At 45.6% G+C, this 20806-nt stretch carries 19 protein-coding genes and 2 pseudogenes; 10 read left to right on the top strand and 11 right to left on the bottom strand.

The genetic code is table 11. From position 1 onward, the window contains the following. The first annotated feature begins 22 nt into the window (after positions 1-22). The 3 genes from sbcD to hlpB are packed head-to-tail and all read left to right on the top strand — an operon-like array spanning position 23 to position 4903. Complete coding sequence (sbcD, locus tag NYE22_RS16495; protein WP_072175670.1) at positions 23-1198, top strand: exonuclease subunit SbcD; 1176 nt, start codon at positions 23-25, stop codon at positions 1196-1198. Beyond that, positions 1195-4587, top strand: a complete 3393-nt coding sequence (gene sbcC, locus NYE22_RS16490; RefSeq protein ID WP_302896981.1) for an exonuclease subunit SbcC — start codon at positions 1195-1197, stop codon at positions 4585-4587. The genes sbcD and sbcC overlap by 4 nt, the downstream gene beginning before the upstream one ends. A gap of 13 nt (positions 4588-4600) precedes the next feature. After that, entirely contained in the window at positions 4601-4903 is a 303-nt protein-coding gene (gene hlpB, locus NYE22_RS16485; protein WP_015252406.1) for an HNH nuclease-like protein HlpB, read from the top strand. A 36-nt stretch (positions 4904-4939) separates the two neighbouring features. Here the strand turns inward: hlpB and NYE22_RS16480 are convergent, their stop codons facing one another. The 8 genes and pseudogenes from NYE22_RS16480 to NYE22_RS16445 all read right to left on the bottom strand — a co-directional run bounded on the left by NYE22_RS16480 (position 4940) and on the right by NYE22_RS16445 (position 8538). After that, positions 4940-5158 (bottom strand): spore germination protein, encoded by a 219-nt coding sequence (locus NYE22_RS16480; protein ID WP_003233096.1) that lies wholly within the window; start codon positions 5156-5158, stop codon positions 4940-4942. Positions 5159-5189: 31 nt separating this feature from the next. Next, positions 5190-5591, bottom strand: coding sequence for a spore germination protein GerPE (locus tag NYE22_RS16475; RefSeq protein ID WP_041851009.1), 402 nt, complete (start codon positions 5589-5591; stop codon positions 5190-5192). Continuing rightward, on the bottom strand, positions 5591-5767 hold the full coding sequence (gene gerPD, locus NYE22_RS16470) for a spore germination protein GerPD (RefSeq protein ID WP_021479597.1): 177 nt from the start codon (positions 5765-5767) through the stop codon (positions 5591-5593). Before gerPD ends, NYE22_RS16475 begins: the two co-directional genes overlap by 1 nt. Further along, positions 5764-6381, bottom strand: a complete 618-nt coding sequence (locus NYE22_RS16465) for a spore germination protein GerPC (RefSeq protein WP_014476381.1) — start codon at positions 6379-6381, stop codon at positions 5764-5766. The genes gerPD and NYE22_RS16465 overlap by 4 nt, the downstream gene beginning before the upstream one ends. Positions 6382-6404: 23 nt before the next feature. Next, positions 6405-6638, bottom strand: a complete 234-nt coding sequence (gene gerPB / locus NYE22_RS16460) for a spore germination protein GerPB (RefSeq protein WP_003233090.1) — start codon at positions 6636-6638, stop codon at positions 6405-6407. A 14-nt stretch (positions 6639-6652) separates the two neighbouring features. After that, a pseudogene (locus NYE22_RS16455) lies at positions 6653-6876 on the bottom strand (spore germination protein). A gap of 422 nt (positions 6877-7298) precedes the next feature. Beyond that, a complete protein-coding gene (gene yisI / locus NYE22_RS16450) occupies positions 7299-7469 on the bottom strand; it encodes an aspartyl-phosphate phosphatase YisI (RefSeq protein WP_003233086.1) in 171 nt (56 codons plus the stop codon). 145 nt (positions 7470-7614) lie between these two features. Further along, a complete protein-coding gene (locus NYE22_RS16445; protein ID WP_342411984.1) occupies positions 7615-8538 on the bottom strand; it encodes a CotH kinase family protein in 924 nt (307 codons plus the stop codon). A gap of 154 nt (positions 8539-8692) precedes the next feature. Between NYE22_RS16445 and NYE22_RS16440 the strand changes: the two genes are divergently transcribed. The 3 genes from NYE22_RS16440 to wprA all read left to right on the top strand — a co-directional run bounded on the left by NYE22_RS16440 (position 8693) and on the right by wprA (position 12931). Next, positions 8693-9598 (top strand): fumarylacetoacetate hydrolase family protein, encoded by a 906-nt coding sequence (locus NYE22_RS16440; RefSeq protein WP_003245441.1) that lies wholly within the window; start codon positions 8693-8695, stop codon positions 9596-9598. Between the two features lie 115 nt (positions 9599-9713). After that, a complete protein-coding gene (locus tag NYE22_RS16435) occupies positions 9714-10070 on the top strand; it encodes a YisL family protein (RefSeq protein WP_003244937.1) in 357 nt (118 codons plus the stop codon). A gap of 167 nt (positions 10071-10237) precedes the next feature. Continuing rightward, on the top strand, positions 10238-12931 hold the full coding sequence (wprA, locus tag NYE22_RS16430; RefSeq protein ID WP_125121294.1) for a cell wall-associated protease WprA: 2694 nt from the start codon (positions 10238-10240) through the stop codon (positions 12929-12931). Positions 12932-12961: 30 nt separating this feature from the next. On the opposite strand, the gene NYE22_RS16425 is transcribed toward wprA, so the two are convergent. Beyond that, complete coding sequence (locus NYE22_RS16425; RefSeq protein ID WP_072175688.1) at positions 12962-13543, bottom strand: DUF2777 domain-containing protein; 582 nt, start codon at positions 13541-13543, stop codon at positions 12962-12964. Between the two features lie 145 nt (positions 13544-13688). On the opposite strand from NYE22_RS16425, the gene asnB reads away from it, so the two are divergent. Beyond that, positions 13689-15533 carry an asparagine synthase (glutamine-hydrolyzing) gene (gene asnB / locus NYE22_RS16420; protein ID WP_032725365.1) on the top strand — a complete coding sequence of 615 codons (1845 nt, stop codon included), beginning with the start codon at positions 13689-13691 and terminating at the stop codon, positions 15531-15533. A 128-nt stretch (positions 15534-15661) separates the two neighbouring features. Here the strand turns inward: asnB and NYE22_RS16415 are convergent, their stop codons facing one another. Continuing rightward, the gene (locus NYE22_RS16415; RefSeq protein WP_077670602.1) at positions 15662-16141 is read right to left on the bottom strand and encodes a DinB family protein; all 480 of its coding nucleotides are present in this window, start codon (positions 16139-16141) and stop codon (positions 15662-15664) included. Between the two features lie 231 nt (positions 16142-16372). Here NYE22_RS16415 and farP point away from each other — a divergent pair. Further along, positions 16373-17198: pseudogene (gene farP, locus NYE22_RS16410) on the top strand (farnesyl diphosphate phosphatase). Between the two features lie 29 nt (positions 17199-17227). Here farP and NYE22_RS16405 read toward each other — a convergent pair. Further along, positions 17228-18595 carry an MATE family efflux transporter gene (locus NYE22_RS16405; protein WP_014476390.1) on the bottom strand — a complete coding sequence of 456 codons (1368 nt, stop codon included), beginning with the start codon at positions 18593-18595 and terminating at the stop codon, positions 17228-17230. Between the two features lie 123 nt (positions 18596-18718). Here NYE22_RS16405 and NYE22_RS16400 point away from each other — a divergent pair, with 123 nt between their 5' ends. Together NYE22_RS16400 and degA are read left to right on the top strand one after the other, a co-directional pair. Continuing rightward, positions 18719-19582, top strand: a complete 864-nt coding sequence (locus NYE22_RS16400) for an AraC family transcriptional regulator (RefSeq protein ID WP_041345118.1) — start codon at positions 18719-18721, stop codon at positions 19580-19582. Between the two features lie 17 nt (positions 19583-19599). Next, positions 19600-20613, top strand: coding sequence for a transcriptional regulator DegA (gene degA / locus NYE22_RS16395; RefSeq protein ID WP_003245813.1), 1014 nt, complete (start codon positions 19600-19602; stop codon positions 20611-20613). Positions 20614-20806: the final 193 nt, after the last annotated feature.

The following is a 20806-nucleotide window of genomic DNA, read 5'->3' as shown; positions in this document are numbered from 1 at the left end:
TATAAAAGAGAGGTGAAAGTATTTGCGGATTTTACATACGGCTGACTGGCATCTTGGAAAAACGCTTGAAGGAAGAAGCAGGCTGAGTGAACAGGCCGATGTGCTGGATGAACTGAATACGATTGTAAAGGATGAGCAGATCGATGCCATTGTAATGGCGGGGGATGCATTTGACACCGTAAACCCGCCAGCTTTAGCCGAGCAGCTGTTTTATGAAAGCCTGTCTGCGCTTAGCGACAGAGGAAAGCGCCCGATCGTTGTCATTGCCGGAAACCACGATAATCCTGACCGTTTGTCCGCCGCTTCACCGCTGACACATGAAAACGGCATTCATTTAATCGGTTATCCGACAACAGAGCCGATTCATATTGAAGTGCCTTCAGCAGGAGAGCTTTTGGCGGTTGGAGCACTGGCGTACCCATCTGAAGCGCGGTTAAATGAAGTGCTATCCGATACGTTTGATGAAAAGCTGCTCCGTGATCACTATGATGTGAAAATCAGGCAGGCGTTTGAGCATATGACAAGCCGGTTCCGGAACGATGCAGTGAAGATTGCCGCCAGCCATATTTATGTGGCAGGCGGAAACCAAACCGATTCAGAGCGGCCGATTGAAGTCGGCGGTGCATACACGGTGGCTGCTGAAAGCCTGCCGGCAGATGCCGCTTACGTTGCGCTCGGCCATTTGCATCGCCCGCAAACGATCAAGCGGGCGCGGACGCTTGCGCGTTATTCAGGATCTCCGCTCGCCTACAGCTTTTCTGAAGCGGGCTACGCTAAATCAGTGACGATTGTGGACGCAAAGCCTGGGGAAGAGGCCACTTGGCAAGAGGTGTTATTATCAAGCGGCAAGCCACTTGTGAAGTGGAAAGCGGCAAATGGATTGAGTGAGGTGTACAGCTGGCTGGATGAAGGCAGAGATCAGAATGCTTGGATTGACCTGGAAATCCGTGTCGCGGACCAGCTGTCACTTGAAGAGATTCACAGGCTGCGGAAGGCGCACCCGGGCTTTATCCATATCAGGCCGGTTTTTGAAGAACAGAACAAAGACCGGGAACGGATCGAGGTTAAACATGTCTCAATCGAGGACCGCTTTAAGAAATTTTATGAAAAACAAACTGGCGGTGCGGTGCCGGATGAAGAAATGGTGAAGCTGTTTTTAGAGCTTGCATCAGGCGTTGAAGAGGAGGATGCGAAATGAAGCCGATCGCCTTAAGCATTAAGGGGCTCCACAGCTTTAGAGAGGAGCAGACGATAGATTTTGAAGGCCTTTCCGGTGCTGGTGTTTTCGGCATTTTCGGCCCGACAGGAAGCGGTAAATCCTCTATTCTCGACGCAATGACGCTTGCTTTATACGGAAAGGTGGAACGGGCGGCGAATAATACGCACGGTATCTTAAACCAGGCGGAAGATACGCTGTCTGTTTCCTTTACCTTTGCGCTTCAGACGAATCACCAAATCTCATACAAAGTCGAGCGTGTGTTTAAGAGAACGGATGAAATGAAGGTAAAAACGGCACTTTGCCGCTTCATCGAAATCAAGGACGAGCATACGGTGCTGGCTGATAAAGCCAGCGAAGTGAATAAAAGAGTTGAGGAGCTCTTAGGGCTGACGATCGACGATTTTACGAGAGCGGTGGTGCTGCCCCAAGGGAAATTTGCTGAATTTCTGTCTTTAAAAGGGGCAGAGCGCAGGCATATGCTTCAGCGTTTATTTAATTTGGAGCAATATGGAGACAGGCTTGTGAAAAAGCTGAGACGGCAGGCGCAGGAAGCCAATGCGAGAAAAAATGAAATGCTTGCTGAACAGTCCGGTCTCGGTGAGGCGAGCTCAGAGGCAGTGGAGCAGGCTGAAAAGGCTCTCGAACAAGCTGAAGCCCGGCTGGAAGCGATGAGGAAGAACCGTGATCAGGCGAAGGAGCGGTTTACAGAGCATCAGGAGATATGGAATGTCCAAAAGGAAAAATCCGCTTATGAAGAAGAGGAAAAACGTCTCGCAGAAGAACAGCCGCATATAGACAGCATGCAAAAACGCCTGCTGGAAGCAGAAACAGCAGCAGCTCTTAAGCCCTATGCGGACCGGTACGCAGAAGCGATCCAGCATGAGGAACAAGCTGAAAAGGAACAAACGCTAGCCCAAAAGGATTTAGCAGACCGGACAGCTTTCTTTCAGCAAAAACATGACGAGTATGAAGCGTGGCGCCAGCATAAAAGCGAGAAAGAGCCTGAGCTTTTAACAGAGCAGGAACAGCTTTCACGCTTGCAGGAAATCGAAATCAAACTGAGTGAGGCCAAGCAAGAGGAAGAGCGCAAAAAGACTGAACTCCAGCAGAAAGAAGAGGCTCTTCAATCTGTCATGAATGAATTGGAGACGGTAACAGACCGCCTGACACGAGGGCAAAACAGACAGACAGAATTGAAACAGCAGCTCAAATCCCTGCAGGTGACATCCAATGAGCGAAAAAGCTGCCATCAGGCCGCAGAAATGGCATTGCGCATCAGACAAACCGAGGAGCAAATCAAAAAAGAGAAAAAACGAAGTGAAGAATTGAACCTCGTGCTGCAGAAGATGAATGAAGAGAAGAATACACTCGTTCAAAAGACGGAAGCGGAAGAAAACAACATCATTCAGGCATATGAGGCAGTTCAAACTGTGTACCATTTGGTGTGCGAAACGGAACGCTCATTAACACGTATGACGGAAGAGACTAGAAAGAGCCAACACACGCTTCACTTACAGCGTGAAAAAGCAAGGGTGGCACTGCTGACAAAAGAGTTAGCCCAAAAGCTGACTGCCGGTAAGCCTTGCCCGGTATGCGGTTCAACCGATCATGATCCATCTGCCTCAGTACATGAAACATATGAAGCCGACAGCCATCTTGAAGAGGACATTAAGCAGACAGATGTATTATTGACGGAAGCTGCAGCTCTCAGCCAGGAGATTCTTTCAGCCAAAATTACGCTTGAAGAACAGTCCGCGCGCTTTATTGAACAGTGTCCGTTTTTGCAGACAATTCAAGCGCAGAACCTTGAAGCGGCAGCTTCCTTCGAAAATCAGCCGGTGTATGAAGCATTTGAAACTGCCAAATTTGAATGGAAACGAATCAAGCAGGACATTCTTTCTGTTAAGACACGAATGGCACAAATAATCGGCGCCTATCAGGAATCTTTAAAAAAGGCCGAGCAGCTTAATGAAAAAATCGGTTTTGAAAAAAGAGAAGCTGACCGTATTGAAAGCATCATCAACGAGCTTCAATCCTCAATGGACAGCAGTCTGAACATGTTTAAAGAAGCATTTCAGAATCAAACTGTGGACGAAGCAGAAAAATGGCAGCAAGCCATTGAAGAAAAGGACCGGGCTGCAGAAGAATGTGAAAAACGAATTGAGAAGAGTATCGCGTTTCTTGCTGAGCATGAAGCACAAAAGGAAAAACTGCGGGAATTGGGACACCGGCTTGAACGGGAAAAGCTGGAGCTTCATTATGCGGTTGAACGAATCAAGAGCGTGATAGCTGATTATGAGCACGAACTCGGAGATTATGCAAAAGGAGATTCGATTCAAATCAAACTCCGCTCTGTCCAGCAGGATCTAAAGCTGTTAAAGGAAAAAGAACAATCTTTATATGAAGAACTGCAAAGCGCCCAAATGAAGCTCAACCAGGCGAAAAGCCGCGCTTCGGCAAGCGAGCTCACTCTTCAAGAGGCGAAGGGCAGATTGGAAAAAGCAAAAGCTGCTTGGCTTGAGCATACAAAAAACACCTCCATTACCCGGACTGAGGAGGTTGAACAAAGTCTCATCCCAGCCGATGAACTTGAAAAGATGAAAACCGGCATAGACCAGTTTATGGATAAACTGAAGCAAAATGCTGCAAACTTAAAACGAGTAGCAGAGATACTTGCCGGCAGAGCATTATCAGAGAGCGAATGGAACGAAACCGTTGCAGCATTACAAGAAGCTGAGGACGCATTTGGCGCTGCTATAGAGGAAAAAGGCGCGGCCGCAAAAGCACTGGCTGTCATTCGCGACCATCATAAACGGTTTAATGAAATTGAAGCTGAACTGAAAAAATGGCAGACGCATATCGACAGGCTGGACAAGCTGCAAGCTGTGTTTAAAGGCAATACCTTCGTCGAATTTTTAGCTGAGGAGCAGCTTGAAAGCGTTGCGAGGGACGCCTCAGCAAGACTCAGTATGCTGACAAGACAGCGCTATGCCATCGAAGTAGATTCAGAAGGCGGCTTCGTGATGCGGGATGACGCGAATGGAGGCGTAAGACGCCCGGTTTCCAGTTTGTCTGGAGGAGAGACCTTCCTCACCTCGCTTTCACTTGCTCTTGCGCTGTCTGCGCAGATCCAGCTTCGCGGGGAATACCCGCTTCAGTTCTTTTTCTTAGACGAAGGCTTCGGCACACTGGATCAAGATCTGCTTGATACGGTTGTAACGGCCTTGGAAAAACTTCAGTCAGACAATCTGGCTGTCGGTGTCATCAGCCATGTGCAGGAACTGCGTGCACGGCTTCCGAAAAAGCTGATTGTCCATCCGGCTGAACCGAGCGGCCGCGGTACGCGGGTATCACTTGAGTTGATGTAAGGGAGGAGCGGATATGGCAAAGCAGACTGCCGGAATATGTGAGCTGTGCGGCCGGAGCAATGTCCAGCTGACAGAGCATCATCTCACACCGAAAGAGGAAGGCGGAACGTTTTTGCCGACAGCGATGCTCTGTATTCCTTGTCATAAACAGATTCATGCCTTATATACCAATCAAGAGCTCGCTGTACGTTTAAACGGAATGGCTGAACTCAGAAGCGATCCAGAGCTTGCCCGGTTTGTCAAATGGATCAGAAAACAGCCGCCTGAGAAGCTGATCAAAACTAAGAAATCAAATGAACGAAAAAAGAAAAAATGACTAAAAAGCAGCCCTCTCTTTGCAGAGCGGCTGCTTTTATCCGTTTCCAACCATATCCTGATCGTTGACATCGGGGTCTATATAATTTGTCGCGTTGACTGCATTATTTAATAGAAGGAAATCTCCCGTGTTTCCTGCTCCCGAACCGAGCGCAGATTTTGAAGAGCTTTTCGGAGAAAGGTAAAAGGAATCACCAAAGTTTACGACTCCGCCCGATATGGAATTGATAGCTATAGGCCCGACAATTGCTGGCATAAACGACACCCTTTATCGAAGTCTCTGTTTATTATATGTTCTTGGCGGGCGATTGTGAGCGCGGAGACTGAATCTGTCTGATATGTTTGATTCTCGCATCACCGCGGATAAGCGAAGCTGAACCAGCATGTAAAACAGAAGAGGCGGACACCCCTTGAATTTTGATGCTGCGAACATAAATAGCCGGCACCTCGTGGCAAAATGCGCTTTGTACACCTGTTTCGCGAATCGGCTTCACTGCCTGCTGCTGAAAGATTTGGTACTCCTTTTTGTTAAATGAGCCTTCATTATTGTAAAACGTGGACAGAGAACGCTGAACAGCAAATACTTTTACACTCATATCGATTTCATTTGTGTCGCCAACTTGAAACACACTTGCGATCCCGAGGGAATTACACTTAACTAGTCTGATGCGTGATATGCGTTTAAGCATTATTCTGGCGTAATCGGAGCAAACGGCCCGATAATAAGAGATTCAGGCGGTGTATCAAAAATAGAAGACAGGTAGATGGATTCAGTGTCTCCGATGTGGAAAACGGAGGAACTGGACACACCGTTCATCCGGATGTCCCCGACTTCCAAGCTGCGGTTGATGACTGTAAAGATCATGCTTGCTCATCTCCTTTCATTTCTGATGGAATATGCTCCAGAAAGTGTTCTACAGCGCGGATGACATCACGCTTCACATGCTCAGCGATATGTTCTGCATATTGTGCAGGCGGTGTATTTTCTTCTTTTTTGATATGGGACATATAATAGTGAATCCGGCTGTCCATTTGTTTTCTGATGTCTTCAATAACATGATGTCTGTTTGTATCGTCAAGTCTGCTGTCATATTGGTTTTCAAGCTGTTCCAAAATATCTGGGATTTCTTCGGTTAAGTACATGTCGACATTCTGGCGGATCTGCTGCATGAGCTGAGCGCTCTCTTCCTGCTGCATCATCCCGATTTGCGGTGTCGACTGGCTGACTTCAAAGTTTTGGACGCTGTTCGGGTCAGTCGGATTTAAGCCGATATTCAAAGTCCCGTCGAGCCTTTCAATTTTCAGCTGATCAAATTTATACTCCACACGCTCAATGGTAGTGGCCGGCCGCTGTTTCATCGTATTCATTTCAGTTTGAATCTCTTTCAGCTGACGTTCGAGCTGCTGAATGTGAATCGCCTGCTGCTGAACGAAGGAATTCAAGTTTTGCAGGTAAGAGGAAACAGATTGATCATACATGTTCTTTCACCTCTTTCATATGATTAACGGCCAGGAGGCTGGAGCGGGACCAATGAACCTGTGTCGGGCTCCTGCAGCTGGAGCGGTTGCCCTGAGCCAGAAACTTCTGGTGCCGGTTCTACATAACTCCCTGTATTATACAAATTTGACAGAGACTTGATTGATCCGGCGCTCCCGATTTGCAGAATGGAGGAGTTGCTGATTGATTCCAGCCGGAGATAGTTGATTTGAATGGTTTGATTAATATAGAAGTTCATGAGCCTCACTCCTTTTACGCATTGGCCACGATCGGCTGATCAACCGCATCATTGTCATACACATTCGTCGCGTTTTGATAATTCATCACCTTGAGGCTGTCGCCGGTATTAAAGCGCTGCCAGCACCGGCAAACGTTCTGACCTGAGCCTGAGGAGAAATCGTAATGCAGTCCCCGATGTGAACGACTCCGCTCGTACCAATCGCATTAATTTTAAACGCTCCGACAATGGCCGGCATACGAGCACATCCTTTGTTGAAAAATTAAAAAAAGACAGGTAAAGTGAAATGACAATTCTGATTTCAATTGGGCTATTCACGATAGCTTATGACAAACGCACATATGTGTGAGAGAAATTTTAAGGGGACATATCGGCTCTTTGTGAAAGCGTTTTATTTTTTCGGGCCGTTATGTTTAAACATGGCAAAAGAGGATGTTGGGTATAAATTGAGCGGAAATGCGGCGAAGGATGCCGCTATCCGCCTATGGTGATTTTTGTTTATTTCTTTGGTGTTTTTGCGTGTAGAATGCTTTTTGGAGTATGTCGTGCTGCGGTATTCGATTTTTGGGCGGGCACATTCTCGCCCTGAGGTATATCTCAGAAGTGCTGAGCAAAAATCGGAGTTACATGTGGTGTATTCTAATTGTTATAGAAAATGATTTACATACGGGAGTTTTCAAGATATCTCCCAAAAATCATTTCTTCTTTAATCCGGGTATTCAGCAGGATATCCAGCTCTTGGCTGCATTGAATCGTTTCTTTTGAATTCATGCCGTATTTTTGTGCGGTTTCAATTAGTGTGATCCTCATTTCTTCAATTTTACTGTTCATTACGCTATCTCCAATTCTAGATTTTATTTTGATATAAATACAGGATATCGTTAGTATAACCTATTTTGGCTCAAAAGGTTGCCTTTCGTCAATTTGACTAAAATAGCGACAATTTTTGCTGCGGCCTTTTTTAATGGAGAAAGGACTAAAGTCTTGCTAAGTGTGCTTGCAAAAAGTCCTGCCGTTCCTCAATTTCTCTAAGTATGTTGGTCTGCTCCTTTTCGATTTGAAAGGGGCTTTTTTTGATAAAAGGATCATCAGCAGCACTTTGACAAATGTCAAGGTGCCATTCGTTGATGAGAGGAGATAATCGTTCAATAGTAAACGACCGCTTCAGCACGTTTTTCATTAAGGTGTGATATTGCGACCTGAAGGCGGGAATGGATAGAAGCCTTGACGAAAGCGTCTTTCCTTTTGTCAGAAGCGGGTCTTCTTCATACCATTCTTGTACGGCAAGCGATCTTGTCTCCATCGGGGAAACGTAAAGCCGACCGGATTCGTTTAAACAAACTGTGTAGTAAAAGCCTTGATTGGTGCAGGCGTTGCCGATCAGCCACAAAAAAAACAGCTTGACATCCAGATACAATTTAATCCTTTCAGCCAATTCGTCATCTCCGGCTGTGCGGATCAGTATGAAAAATTCATGTAAGAATGCCGAGAAATCATTGTTAAAAAGGGACAATGGAACCCTTGGATCGGCCGTCTTCACTCCGTAACTCCTTTTACCGGCTGGCTGATGGTTCTTGATGTTCAAATAAATGCCTTCAGGCTGGCCATTGATGGTCAGAAAGCTGTACGAGGCAGCGGGAGCAGGTACGCCGATCTGGTCAAAAAAACAATAGGCGAGTCTGCGCCGCATCAGGGACGGATCATCCTGTTCTGCATTCAAAAAAAGTGTCCTTTCACCAAGCAGAGACTTTTCCCAGCTGATTTCATAGGATGCCTTTTCCGCTCTGTCACGCTGTGTGAGAAGAATGGGAGAAACAGATCGATCTGTTACGAAAAGCCCCTTGGCTGTACCTTTCCTTTTCAGCTGCTCCCGATGAAAAAATAAATGCACGCGCTCCATATTCTTTCCTCCTTCTCAAAACGACATTTGTATGATATGTAGAGCAAGCCCGTCCTGAAACGAAATGAAAACGGAATTGAGAAAAAGGGATTTCAGCATTCGACAGAGAATACATGAAGGAGCATTCTGATTTAAAAGATGATGGAGGAATAACATGAAATTTGCGACAGGGGAACTTTACAACCGAATGTTTGTCGGCCTGATCATTGACGATGAGAAAATTATGGATTTGCAGAAGGCTGAAAAAAAACTGTTTGAACTTGAGACGATTCCGGGATCGCTGATTGAATGTATCGCAGAAGGGGATAAATTCGTTGCGCATGCAAGGCAGCTGGCCGAGTGGGCAAAGAAACCGAATGATGAGCTGGGATCATTTATGTATTCATTATCTGAGGTGAAGCTCCATGCACCCATTCCGAAGCCATCAAAAAATATCATCTGCATCGGCAAAAACTACCGGGATCACGCGATTGAAATGGGGAGCGAGGCTGATATTCCGGAGCATCCGATGGTATTTACAAAATCGCCGGTAACGGTTACGGGGCATGGTGATATCGTAAAGAGCCATGAAGAGGTTACCTCCCAGCTTGATTATGAGGGAGAACTTGCTGTCGTGATCGGAAAAAGCGGGACTCGCATTTCAAAAGAAGATGCATATGACCATGTTTTCGGATATACGATTGTGAATGATATCACGGCGCGTGATCTGCAAAAAAGGCATAAGCAGTTTTTTATCGGAAAAAGCTTGGATACGACATGTCCGATGGGGCCCGTGCTTGTACATAAATCATCTATTCAGGAGCCAGAGCGCCTCAAGGTTGAAACAAGAGTCAACGGCGAGCTGCGCCAATCCGGTTCGGCAAGCGATATGATCTTTTCCATTCCGGAATTAATTGAAACCCTCTCAAAGGGGATGACGCTTGAAGCGGGCGACATTATTGCCACCGGTACGCCGTCTGGTGTCGGCAAGGGGTTTACGCCTCCAAAATTCTTGCGGTCAGGTGACAAAATTGATATTACAATTGATCCGATCGGAACGCTGTCAAACCAAATTGGCTGAATAAAACTGAAGGGCGGACCCGGACCCGCCCGTTTTTTCTGATAATCATCTTTGTGACAGAGGACAAGTTCATGGTACTATAAGTGGGGTAATTTATCTGATAGGGGGAACATATATGACACACCTACATATTACGACATGGGTGGTAGCGCTGATTCTGCTTTTCGTCAGCTACTCGCTGTATTCGTCAGGAAGTGCAAAGGGCGCAAAAATCACTCATATGATTCTGCGGTTATTCTATATCCTTATTATTTTGACAGGAGCTGAGCTGTTTGTCCGTTTCGCCAACTGGAACGGAGAATACGCCGGCAAAATGATTCTGGGCATTATCACCATCGGCCTGATGGAAATGCTCCTCATCCGCAAGAAAAAAGAAAAATCAACAGGAGGCCTGTGGGTCGGCTTCGTCATTGTCCTTTTGCTGACAGTGCTGCTCGGTCTGCATTTGCCAATTGGTTTTCAATTGTTTTAATAGAAAAACCTATGAACCCGGCTCTTTGATAGAGTTGGGTTTTTTTATATTTATCCCCTCATATTCCAAATCATTTAAAATAACCTTAAAATTCCCTGTAAGCGGTATCTCGTCCTATGAAATTATGATACCTTCAAGGAGATTCATTATTTTGCAGGAGGGATAACATGAAACGCAGAAAATTCAGCTCGGTTGTGGCGGCAGTGCTTATTTTTGCACTGATTTTCAGCCTTTTTTCTCCGGGAACCAAAGCTGCAGCGGCCGGCGCGATCGATCAGGCGGCTGCTCTGGAAAACGGCAAAGAGCAGACAGGCGCCATGAAGGAGCCGGAACAGGTGAAATGGTACAAAGTGACCCCGGGAGCAACGGATATTCAGAAAAACTCACATATGGCACTGACCGTAAAGAGTGATTCAGTACTGAATGTATCTGTATATCCAAGTAAGGAAAAAGCGCTTAAAGATGAGACGTTTGAGATGTACCGTTCTTTCACAGCGGAGGATGGAAAAAGCGAAGTCATCTTTCCATACGCGTGGAACGGCCCTTACTATGTAAAAGTTGAATACCTCGGAGAAGAAGAGCCAGAGGACGACGGAACGGCAGAAGCAGCTGCAGAAGCTGCAGAAGCCAAGTATACGATCGGGTATAAAGGCACCAAAAAACAGCCGTCAGATTTAGAAGAGGAAGAAGCTTGTCCGGTTGAAATGAGTGTCGATCAGAAGAAATCAGGAAAAGGCATACTGGATAAGCTGAGAGCGATTCGTGATGAGCAGCTGAGCCAAACAGCAGAAGGCAAAGAACTGACAAGCCTTTATTACAAAGCAGCACCGTTTATCGTTGCAAAACTCGCACTCAATAAAACAGCAAGAAATGAAATCTATCAGGATCTTGTGACATTAAAGCCGTTATTTGACGATGTGTCAGAAAACGGAGCATCATCTTCGTATAAGGTAACTGAAAAAGATCAAAAAGCGATCAACCGGCTATATGATAAAGCTTTGCAATCAGTCCCGTCTTTCCTTAAAGAGGAGATAAAGAAACAAGCGGACCGACTAAATATGAAGCAGCTGCAAGGCAAAACAGCCGGAGCCATTTTAACAGAAAACAATATTGCAGCAAAAAGTGAAGTTCAGACAACAAAGGTTATTTTCAAGGTGAAGGACAATAAAAGCCTCTCATCCGTACATAATGAAATGAAGGGCTTTTCTGCAAGCGCGCAATCGAAAAAAGACATATCCAATGTGAAAAAGGCAAAGAAACTGTTTGACAATCTGTATTCATTTGAACTTCCGAAAGACGAGAAACAGAACGGCGCATATACGGCAAGCGCCAAAAGGGTCAAAAGCGCTGCTGCGACACTATCCAAGATGTCCAATGTAGAGTTTGCGGAACCCGTGCAGGAATACAAAAGCCTGGCAAACGATATTCAGTACCCTTATCAATGGCCGCTTAAAAACAACGGTGAAAACGGCGGTGTCAAAAATGCGGATGTGAAATATGAGCCTGCCAACACATTGCTGTCCAAACGCAAGCTTAACGATACACTCATTGCAGTAGTAGACACAGGCGTAGACAGCACGCTTGCTGATTTAAAAGGAAAAGTAAGAACAGATCTCGGACACAATTTTGTCGGACGGAATAACAATGCAATGGATGATCAGGGGCATGGGACGCATGTCGCAGGCATTATTGCGGCCCAAAGCGATAACGGCTATTCAATGACTGGATTGAATGCCAAAGCAAAAATCATCCCTGTAAAAGTGCTTGATTCCGCAGGTTCCGGAGATACTGAACAAATTGCTCTCGGCATCAAATATGCTGCTGACAAAGGAGCAAAGGTGATTAATTTAAGTTTAGGCGGAGGCTACAGCCGCGTGCTTGAATTTGCTTTGAAGTACGCAGCTGACAAAAATGTCTTGATTGCCGCAGCCAGCGGGAATGATGGAGAAAATGCCTTATCTTATCCTGCATCTTCTAAATATGTGATGTCAGTCGGCGCAACGAACCGCATGGATATGACCGCTGATTTCTCTAACTATGGAAAAGGTCTGGACATCTCTGCTCCAGGGTCTGATATCCCGAGCTTAGTGCCGAACGGAAATGTCACGTACATGAGCGGAACGTCTATGGCGACGCCGTATGCTGCCGCTGCTGCAGGATTGCTGTTTGCTCAAAATCCTAAGCTGAAAAGAACAGAAGTTGAGGATATGTTGAAAAAGACGGCAGATGATATTTCCTTTGAAAGTGTCGATGGCGGAGAAGAAGAGTTGTATGACGATTATGGCGATCCGATTGAAATTCCGAAGACACCTGGTGTAGACTGGCATTCAGGCTACGGGCGGCTGAACGTCATGAAGGCTGTCAGCGCAGCTGATTTACAGCTTAAGGTCAACAAGCTGGAAAGCACTCAAACAGCTGTCAGAGGAAACGCGAAGGAAGGCACACTTATCGAGGTGATGAACGGCAAAAAGAAACTCGGCAGCGCCAAAGCCGGAAAAGACAATGCGTTCAAGGTTAATATCGCGACTCAAAAACAGGATCAAGTACTGTATGTGAAAGCAACAAAAGGCGATGCGAAAACATCGTATAAAGTTGTCGTCGTCAAAGGAAAACCTTCCGGCACACCGAAAGTAAACGCGGTGAAAACGAAGGATACGGCAGTAAAAGGGAAGGCAAACAGTAAAGCGATGATCAGAGTGAAAAACAAATCAAAGAAAGTCATTGCTTCTGCCAAAGCTGACGCAAAAGGAACGTTTTCGGTGAAAATCAAAAAACAAAAAGCCGGAACGGTGCTGTACGTCACGGCTGCGGATACAGATAAAAAAGAAAGCAAGGAAGCAAAAGTTGTTGTTGAAAAGTAACCAAAAAGCGGTGCTCGATGCACCGCTTTTTTATTTGCGCCCCCGTTGGACTGCTGAATACATAATGGATCGCTTTCCGTTTGAAGCCGTCCATTCAAAACGGTCTCCTGTCCCTTCGTTGCTGTAGTGATGCTGCATCGCGCATTGTGCGGTGTCATTTGAAAAGTGATAAAAGGACACACCCTGCCCCGCCGAAGTATTCGAAAAGACTCCTTTATTATAAGAAAAGACGCAATCGAATACCGATAAGCCGAAGCTGTGCAAGTGCTGCAGAAATGCGAGAAAGGTTTCGTCGTCAAGCGAATCCAAAAGCGCCATAAGCGGCCGCTTGACTGATTTCTCATAGCGGATGCGTTCTCCCCCGGAAAGGGAGATGTTTTCTTCACCGCATGCCAGAACCAATTGATCCTGGAAGCCGGCTTGCTCCCACTTTCCTTTATGATGGACCCAGATTGGGCTGTGTTGGAGAGTGTCCGCCAAAAGTATATCACCTTCTCCGTTTTCGATTAAACAGATGCCGTCTTCAATGAGGATGGTGCCGTATTCCCATTTTCGTTCCTCTGTATATATCAATTGTTTCCGTTTCATGCATGCTGTCTCCTTTTTCTTCATTCCTCTCTTTTCTTTCCAATTCAAGCCTGTCCCATACAACTCTTTTATGGACAAATCAACTATCTGCCTATAGATGCATAAACTTACTAAGGTGCTGAAAGAAACGAAATTGTTACGACAGAAACGGGATTGGAGCTGATATCACATGTGTGGAATTACGGGTTGGGTCGATTTTAAAAAGCAGCTCGTCCAGGAAAAACAAACGATGGACAGAATGACAGACACTCTTTCCAAACGAGGGCCTGATGATTCAAACGTTTGGGGGGAGCACCATGTTTTATTCGGACATAAAAGACTTGCGGTTGTTGATATTGAAGGCGGACGCCAGCCGATGGCGTGTACCTATAAAGGGGATACGTACACCATTATTTACAATGGCGAGCTTTATAACACGGAAGATTTGCGCAAAGAATTGCGGGCGCGGGGACATCAATTCGAGCGTACGTCAGATACCGAGGTGCTTCTGCACAGCTACATCGAATGGCAGGAAGACTGTGTCGACCATCTCAATGGCATATTCGCTTTCGCTGTGTGGGATGAAAAGCGTAATTTGCTGTTTGCCGCGAGAGACCGTCTCGGCGTAAAGCCGTTTTTTTACACGAAGGAAGGCTCTTCATTTCTCTTCGGGTCGGAAATCAAAGCAATCCTCGCGCACCCTGATATAAAAGCGCGAGTGGACAGAACGGGACTTTCTGAAATTTTCGGTCTTGGACCGTCCAGAACCCCGGGCACTGGCATATTTAAAGGCATAAAAGAAATCCGCCCGGCTCATGCGCTGACATTTTCCAAAGACGGACTTAATATTTGGCGTTATTGGAATGTTGAAAGCGAAAAACATACGGACAGTTTTGATGACACGGTTGCCAATGTCAGATCGTTATTTCAGGACGCGGTGACGCGGCAGCTTGTATCGGATGTGCCTGTTTGTACGTTCCTATCAGGCGGTCTGGACTCAAGCGCAATTACAGCGATTGCGGCGGGCCATTTTGAAAAGGAAGGAAAAGCACCGCTTCATACTTATTCGATTGATTACGAAGAGAACGATAAATATTTTCAAGCAAGCGCATTTCAGCCGAATGATGACGGACCATGGATTGAAAAAATGACAGAGACTTTCGGCACGACGCACCACAAATGCGTCATCAGCCAAAAAGATCTCGTTGATCATTTGGAGGAAGCTGTACTGGTCAAAGACTTGCCGGGAATGGCGGATGTCGACTCATCCCTGCTGTGGTTTTGCCGGGAAATCAAAAAGGACTTTGTCGTCAGCCTATCGGGAGAGTGCGCGGATGAGATTTTCGGCGGGTACCCGTGGTTCCATACGGCAGATGTTGAGTCTGGCTTTCCATGGATGAGATCAACGGAGGAGCGGATCAAGCTGCTTTCTGACTCATGGCAGAAAAAATTGAATCTGAAAGAATACGTAAATGGCAAATATGAAGAAACCTTGGCAGAAACGCCATTATTAGATGGTGAAACGGGTGTGGATAAAGCAAGAAGACAGCTGTTCTATTTAAATATGCTTTGGTTTATGACGAACCTTTTGGATCGGAAGGATCGCATGAGCATGGGGGCGAGCCTGGAAGTGCGGGTGCCGTTCGCCGATCACCGGCTTGTGGAATATGTTTGGAATATTCCGTGGGAAATGAAAATGCATGATAATCGGGAAAAAGGCATTTTACGCAAAGCGCTTGAAGGTATTTTGCCTGATGACATTCTGTATCGCAAAAAAAGCCCGTATCCGAAAACCCATCATCCGGAATATACAAAAGGCGTCAGCGAATGGCTGAAAACGATCAGAAGCCAAAAGGACTCCGTGCTCCATACCTTGCTAGACAGAAAACAATTAGATCAGCTTTTAGAAACGGAAGGCTCCTCCTTCAAGGTGCCGTGGTTCGGGCAGCTCATGAAGGGGCCTCAGCTAATCGCCCATCTTGCTCAAATTCATACATGGTTTGAAGCGTATCGCATTGATATTGACGAGAGGTAGGTTCAATGCAAATGTGATTAAAATCCAGAGATGTATAGATTTAAATAAGAAGGATAGATGAGCAGGGAAATATATGCTCTATCTATCCTTTTTTGTACAACGCACTATCGAATTGCCCCCGCATTCCTTCAATAAGAATGAATAGGTTTTAATGTTCTGCCGATAAAACTAGCTGATACCGGGCTTAACTTTAATTCCCTAGCCCATACAGAAAGTTGACCAATATGGTGAATTTCGTGAGCGATGATATGGTGTAATATTTCATCTCGCGTATATAAAACACCTGTCTCCCAAGGAACGCTTACAAGTTCATCTTTTATTTGATCTGAATGTGTTTGTAAAACATCAATTATTTCAGTTCGGAATGTATTTGAGAGAGATTTCACTTTATTGAGTGTTTGATAATCAGCGAACTGAACAGCGATATCTTCTTTTCCTTGGATAGCACGAATCCAACTATATTCCACATCAATAATATGAAAAAGGGTATATAAAATATTCTCTACTCCGCCAAGACGGTTATTAAGTAATTCTTCAGTGGTTAGTTGATGACACCAAGTAAACCATTGATCTCTAACCTGCCAGTTATATTCAAAAAATTTTATCACTGAACTCACTCCAATACTATCATGTATCCTAACAATTAGCCCTTTTTTCCGTGATTCCTCTATTATTGAAGTGATGATTGAGAAATGTTTACATTCTACCTGTTGTATGGCATTAAAAATAATAATGTATATCTCGTCGATGATGCTGTACGTCTTGTTACTTTTACAAAGTAAGAATCGGCATTTTCTTCATATACAATTAGGAAAAAACATACTAGACTTGAAGAAGCAGTGATACATAGGAGTGAGAAAAATGAAAGAGATAAAAGAAGCTTACCAGCAATGCGGACAGATTGTTGGCGAATACGCGCCAGCCTGTTTCAAAGCATTATCATATCTCCCGCTAAAGCAAAGACAAGCCTCTTGGGCAGTATTGTCGTTTTGCCACACGGTGGCCAGTGCAGACGAAAAGGTATTGCCCGCATTTGAAGCTAAAGCTGATCATGTTTACCAAAGGACAAATAACGGTAATCAACATCTATGGAAGGCTTTTGATCATGCGTATCGGACCTTTACATTGGAAAGCGAACCTTTTCGGGAGTTTATTGCCGCACAAAAAGAAGACGCCAAGCCGTATGATGACCTTGATGAACTGCTCATGTACGCATATCGGACGGGCGGTTCTGCCGGATTGATGCTGCTGCCGATACTGACACGCCGAAAACAAGATCTGCTCAAACAAGCAGCCGTCTCTCTAGGCTTGGCCATACAGCTGGTTCGCTTCTTAAGTGATCTTGGCACAGATCAGCAAAAAAACCGCATTCCCCGTCAGGTAATGCAGCAATTCGGCTATACAGAGGCTGATCTCCAAAAAGGCACCGTAAATAAAGCGTTCACAATGACGTGGGAGTATATCGCTTTTGAAGCAGAAGCCTACCTTGAAGAGTGTCAGGATGCCTTGCCGCTATTTCCGCAGTATTCTCAAAAAACGGTGAAAGCCGCTCTTCATTTGCACCGGGCTGTTTTAGAAAAAATCCGGGCAAAGCAGCACGATGTATTTCAACATCACTTCGCTCTTACAGAGACCGAAGTGAAGCAGATTCTGTCTGATATCTAAAAAACACCCGGCCTTGATTGAGCCGGGTGTTACGCCATACCTTTTTGTATCCAGATACGTGAGCGCCATCTTCTGTACATTAAGATTCCCCGGACCCATTCATCCGCGATAAAAGAAATCCAAATGCCGGCAAGACCGAAACCGAGGTGGATGCCGAAAAGATAAGCAAGCGGGAGGCCAATGCCCCACATTGAAATCATTGCCATGTAAACCGGGAATTTCGCATCCCCCGCAGCCCGCAGAGAGTTAATGATAATGACATTAAACGAGCGGCCTGGTTCAAGAATAATGGTCATGGCAATCAATAGGCTTGCAGTTGCTATAATGTCAGGGCTTTGTGTGAAGAGTCCGATCAGGTCTTTTGAAAAGATTGTCATCAAAACAGAGGTAGCCGCAGCAATTCCGAGTGCCCAATATAAGCTCTTCATGCAGCGCTCATAAGCGGCATCAAATTGTTTGCCGCCGATATAACGGCCGATTAAGATTTGTGTACCCTGGCTGATCGCAGTGCCGAACAGCAAAATAAACATCGTAATATTTTGCGTATACACTTTTGTTGTCAACGCCTGCGCGCCCATGATGGCGATAAAATACGTGACTATCATTTGCGACAGGTTGTATGAAAGCTGCTCTCCCGCAGAAGGAATGCCGATTTTCAGCAGCTTGCGCAAATGCTCTTTATGCATATGAAAGACTTTTTTCAGCGACATCTTCAGCTGGATGCGTTTGTTGACAATCACAATCATCGCGATTAATCCGATGACGCGGGCGATAGATGTGGACATGGCCACACCGGCAACGCCGAGGACAGGAAAGCCGAACAAACCGAAAATCACAACAAAGTTTCCGGCAATGTTTAAAATGTTCATGCCGATAGTGACAAACATTGTATCTTTTGTGTAGCCGTAGCTTTTTAAGATCGCGCTGAATGTCATGATTAAAGCCTGAATAAAGGACAGACCTCCGACAACTTGTAAAAAGACTTTCGCATCAGGCATCAGTGCGTTTGATAATCCCATCATATGAAGCAGAGGGACAGCCGCGAAAAAGACGACGGCGCTGATGGCCAGGCTGATGAAGAAGTTGGCGCCGATTGACACATAAGCGACTTCCATGGCTTCTTTCTTTTGCCGTGAGCCTAGAAATTGTGAAATGATAACGGTCGTTCCTGTTGCGATAAAGCTGAACATCACGATAATTAAATTTAAAATCTGGTTGCTGACGCCGACTGCTGCCACGCTGTTATCCGAGTATTGGCTGAGCATCAGTGTATCGGCATTACCCATAAACATATATAATGAGACCTCAATAAAGATCGGCCAAGTAAGCGAAAATAATGAGAACGTTTTGTCAGCGGGTTTTTTCAAAGCAGTTGATTTGAAGACAGCTTGTTTCATAGTGTCTAACCCCTTTCGTAAATAAAATCAACGTTTTAAAGTGTACCTCCATTTCCTTATAATAAAAAGGGATAGAAACGATACTTCTTGTAAAAATCCGACTTAAAAAGGAGGATGATTCAAATGCCTCGCATCCTGTTTACAGTCCCGCCTTTTCCGGTATTTATCGCAGCTGGGGAAGGAGTTTTTAAAAAAGGAGAAACCCATGTGAAACGTGTATTCTCCGTGTTTGATCTGATATATGTCAAACAGGGAACGTTATATATAACGGAAAATGAAACATCGTTTTCTGTTGAAGGCGGCGAGTACATCTTGCTTTCTCCCGGTCTTGAACACTACGGGACGAAGGGCAGTGATGAAGCAACCTCCTACTATTGGCTTCACTTCGATGAACATCGATATGAATTTACGGCAAAGGGAGGCAGCAACTGGTCTGAGCTTCAGCAGGAAAAAGGGAGCTTCGAAGAGCCGGCCCGCTACGGATTGGCTTTGCCGAGAAAAGGCAAGGTGCAGCGCCCGCAGTTTATGGCCCAGCAGTTTGAAAGACTGATTGATTACTCCGCGGAAAACTCCGATTTGCCGCTCAGAAAGCAAATCTTATTTGAGGAGCTGATGCTGCATCTTCAAAAAGAAGCGTTCCAAATACCGTCTGCGAAAGAGCGGGTAGCCTGGGAGGCGGCCCGGTACTTACAGGAGCACTATAAGGAAAAGACGACAATCAAGGATCTGTCGCTCGCCCTTCACTATCATCAGGATTATGTGAGCCGCTGCATGCAGCAGGTGCTCGGCGTAACTCCGGCACAATACACGAACCGGGTGAGAATGACGGAAGCGAAGCGTCTTTTATCCTCTACAAATGATAAAATGGGCGTTATTGCGGAAACGGTCGGAATGGAAGATCCGACATACTTTTCAAAACTCTTTAAGCAGATAGAAGGCATTTCACCAATTGAATACCGGAAAATTGTCAGCCGGAAAGTTCAATAACCAGACGAGGGATGAACATGAAAACAACAATTTACGATGTGGCAAAGGCGGCGGGTGTCTCGATCACAACTGTGTCCCGTGTGATAAACAATACGGGGAGAATCAGCGATAAAACACGGCAGAAGGTCATGAATGTCATGAATGAAATGGCATACACGCCCAATGTCCACGCCGCGGCGTTAACGGGAAAACGAACGAATATGATTGCTCTCGTGGCGCCTGATATTTCAAATCCGTTTTACGGCGAACTGGCCAAAAGCATTGAGGAAAGAGCGGATGAGCTCGGTTTTCAAATGTTGATTTGCAGCACCGATTACGATCCGAAAAAAGAAACAAAATATTTTTCTGTGCTGAAACAGAAAAAGGTGGATGGCATTATTTTTGCAACAGGGATTGAAAGCCATGACAGTATGTCTGCTTTGGAGGAAATCGCCAGTGAACAAATTCCGATTGCCATGATTTCTCAGGATAAGCCGCTTCTTCCGATGGATATTGTTGTGATAGATGACGTTCGTGGCGGATATGAGGCTGCCAAGCATCTTCTGTCACTCGGCCACACGAACATCGCCTGCATTATCGGAGACGGGTCAACGACAGGCGAAAAAAATAGAATCAAAGGCTTCCGTCAGGCGATGGAGGAAGCGGGCGTGCCCATTGATGAATCACTTATCATCCAGACGCGGTTTTCCTTGGAAAGCGGCAAGGAAGAAGCGGGAAAATTACTCGACAGGAACGCTCCGACTGCTATTTTTGCCTTCAACGACGTATTGGCTTGTGCCGCCATACAAGCTGCGAGAATAAGAGGCATAAAAGTGCCGGATGATCTTTCTATCATTGGTTTTGATAATACGATACTCGCAGAAATGGCGGCTCCGCCCCTGACAACCGTAGCCCAGCCGATAAAAGAGATGGGGCGGAGCGTCATCGAACTGCTGGCAGAAGCAATAGAGGGAAAACGAAAGGCGAAACAAAAAATAGTGCTCCCGCCTGAGCTTGTAGTCAGACATTCTACATCACCGCTCAACACATGAGCCCGCTAATGAGCGGGTTTTTTCATTATGACAGTTGAAGCAAAAAAAAACATATTGCGTGTAAACCAATGGCAGTGTAAAATGAAACCATCTTTTGAGAAAGCGCTTGCGCAAAATGGCAGAGCGGATAGAACCGCTGTTTTTTTAGCTGTTAAGAGAAAGCGCTTTCTCAAAGCGAGCCTGAAATGAGATA

Source organism: Bacillus sp. FSL K6-1560 (assembly GCF_038592935.1).
GTDB lineage: Bacteria > Bacillota > Bacilli > Bacillales > Bacillaceae > Bacillus > Bacillus subtilis.
This window is presented reverse-complemented; position numbering and strand designations above follow the sequence as displayed.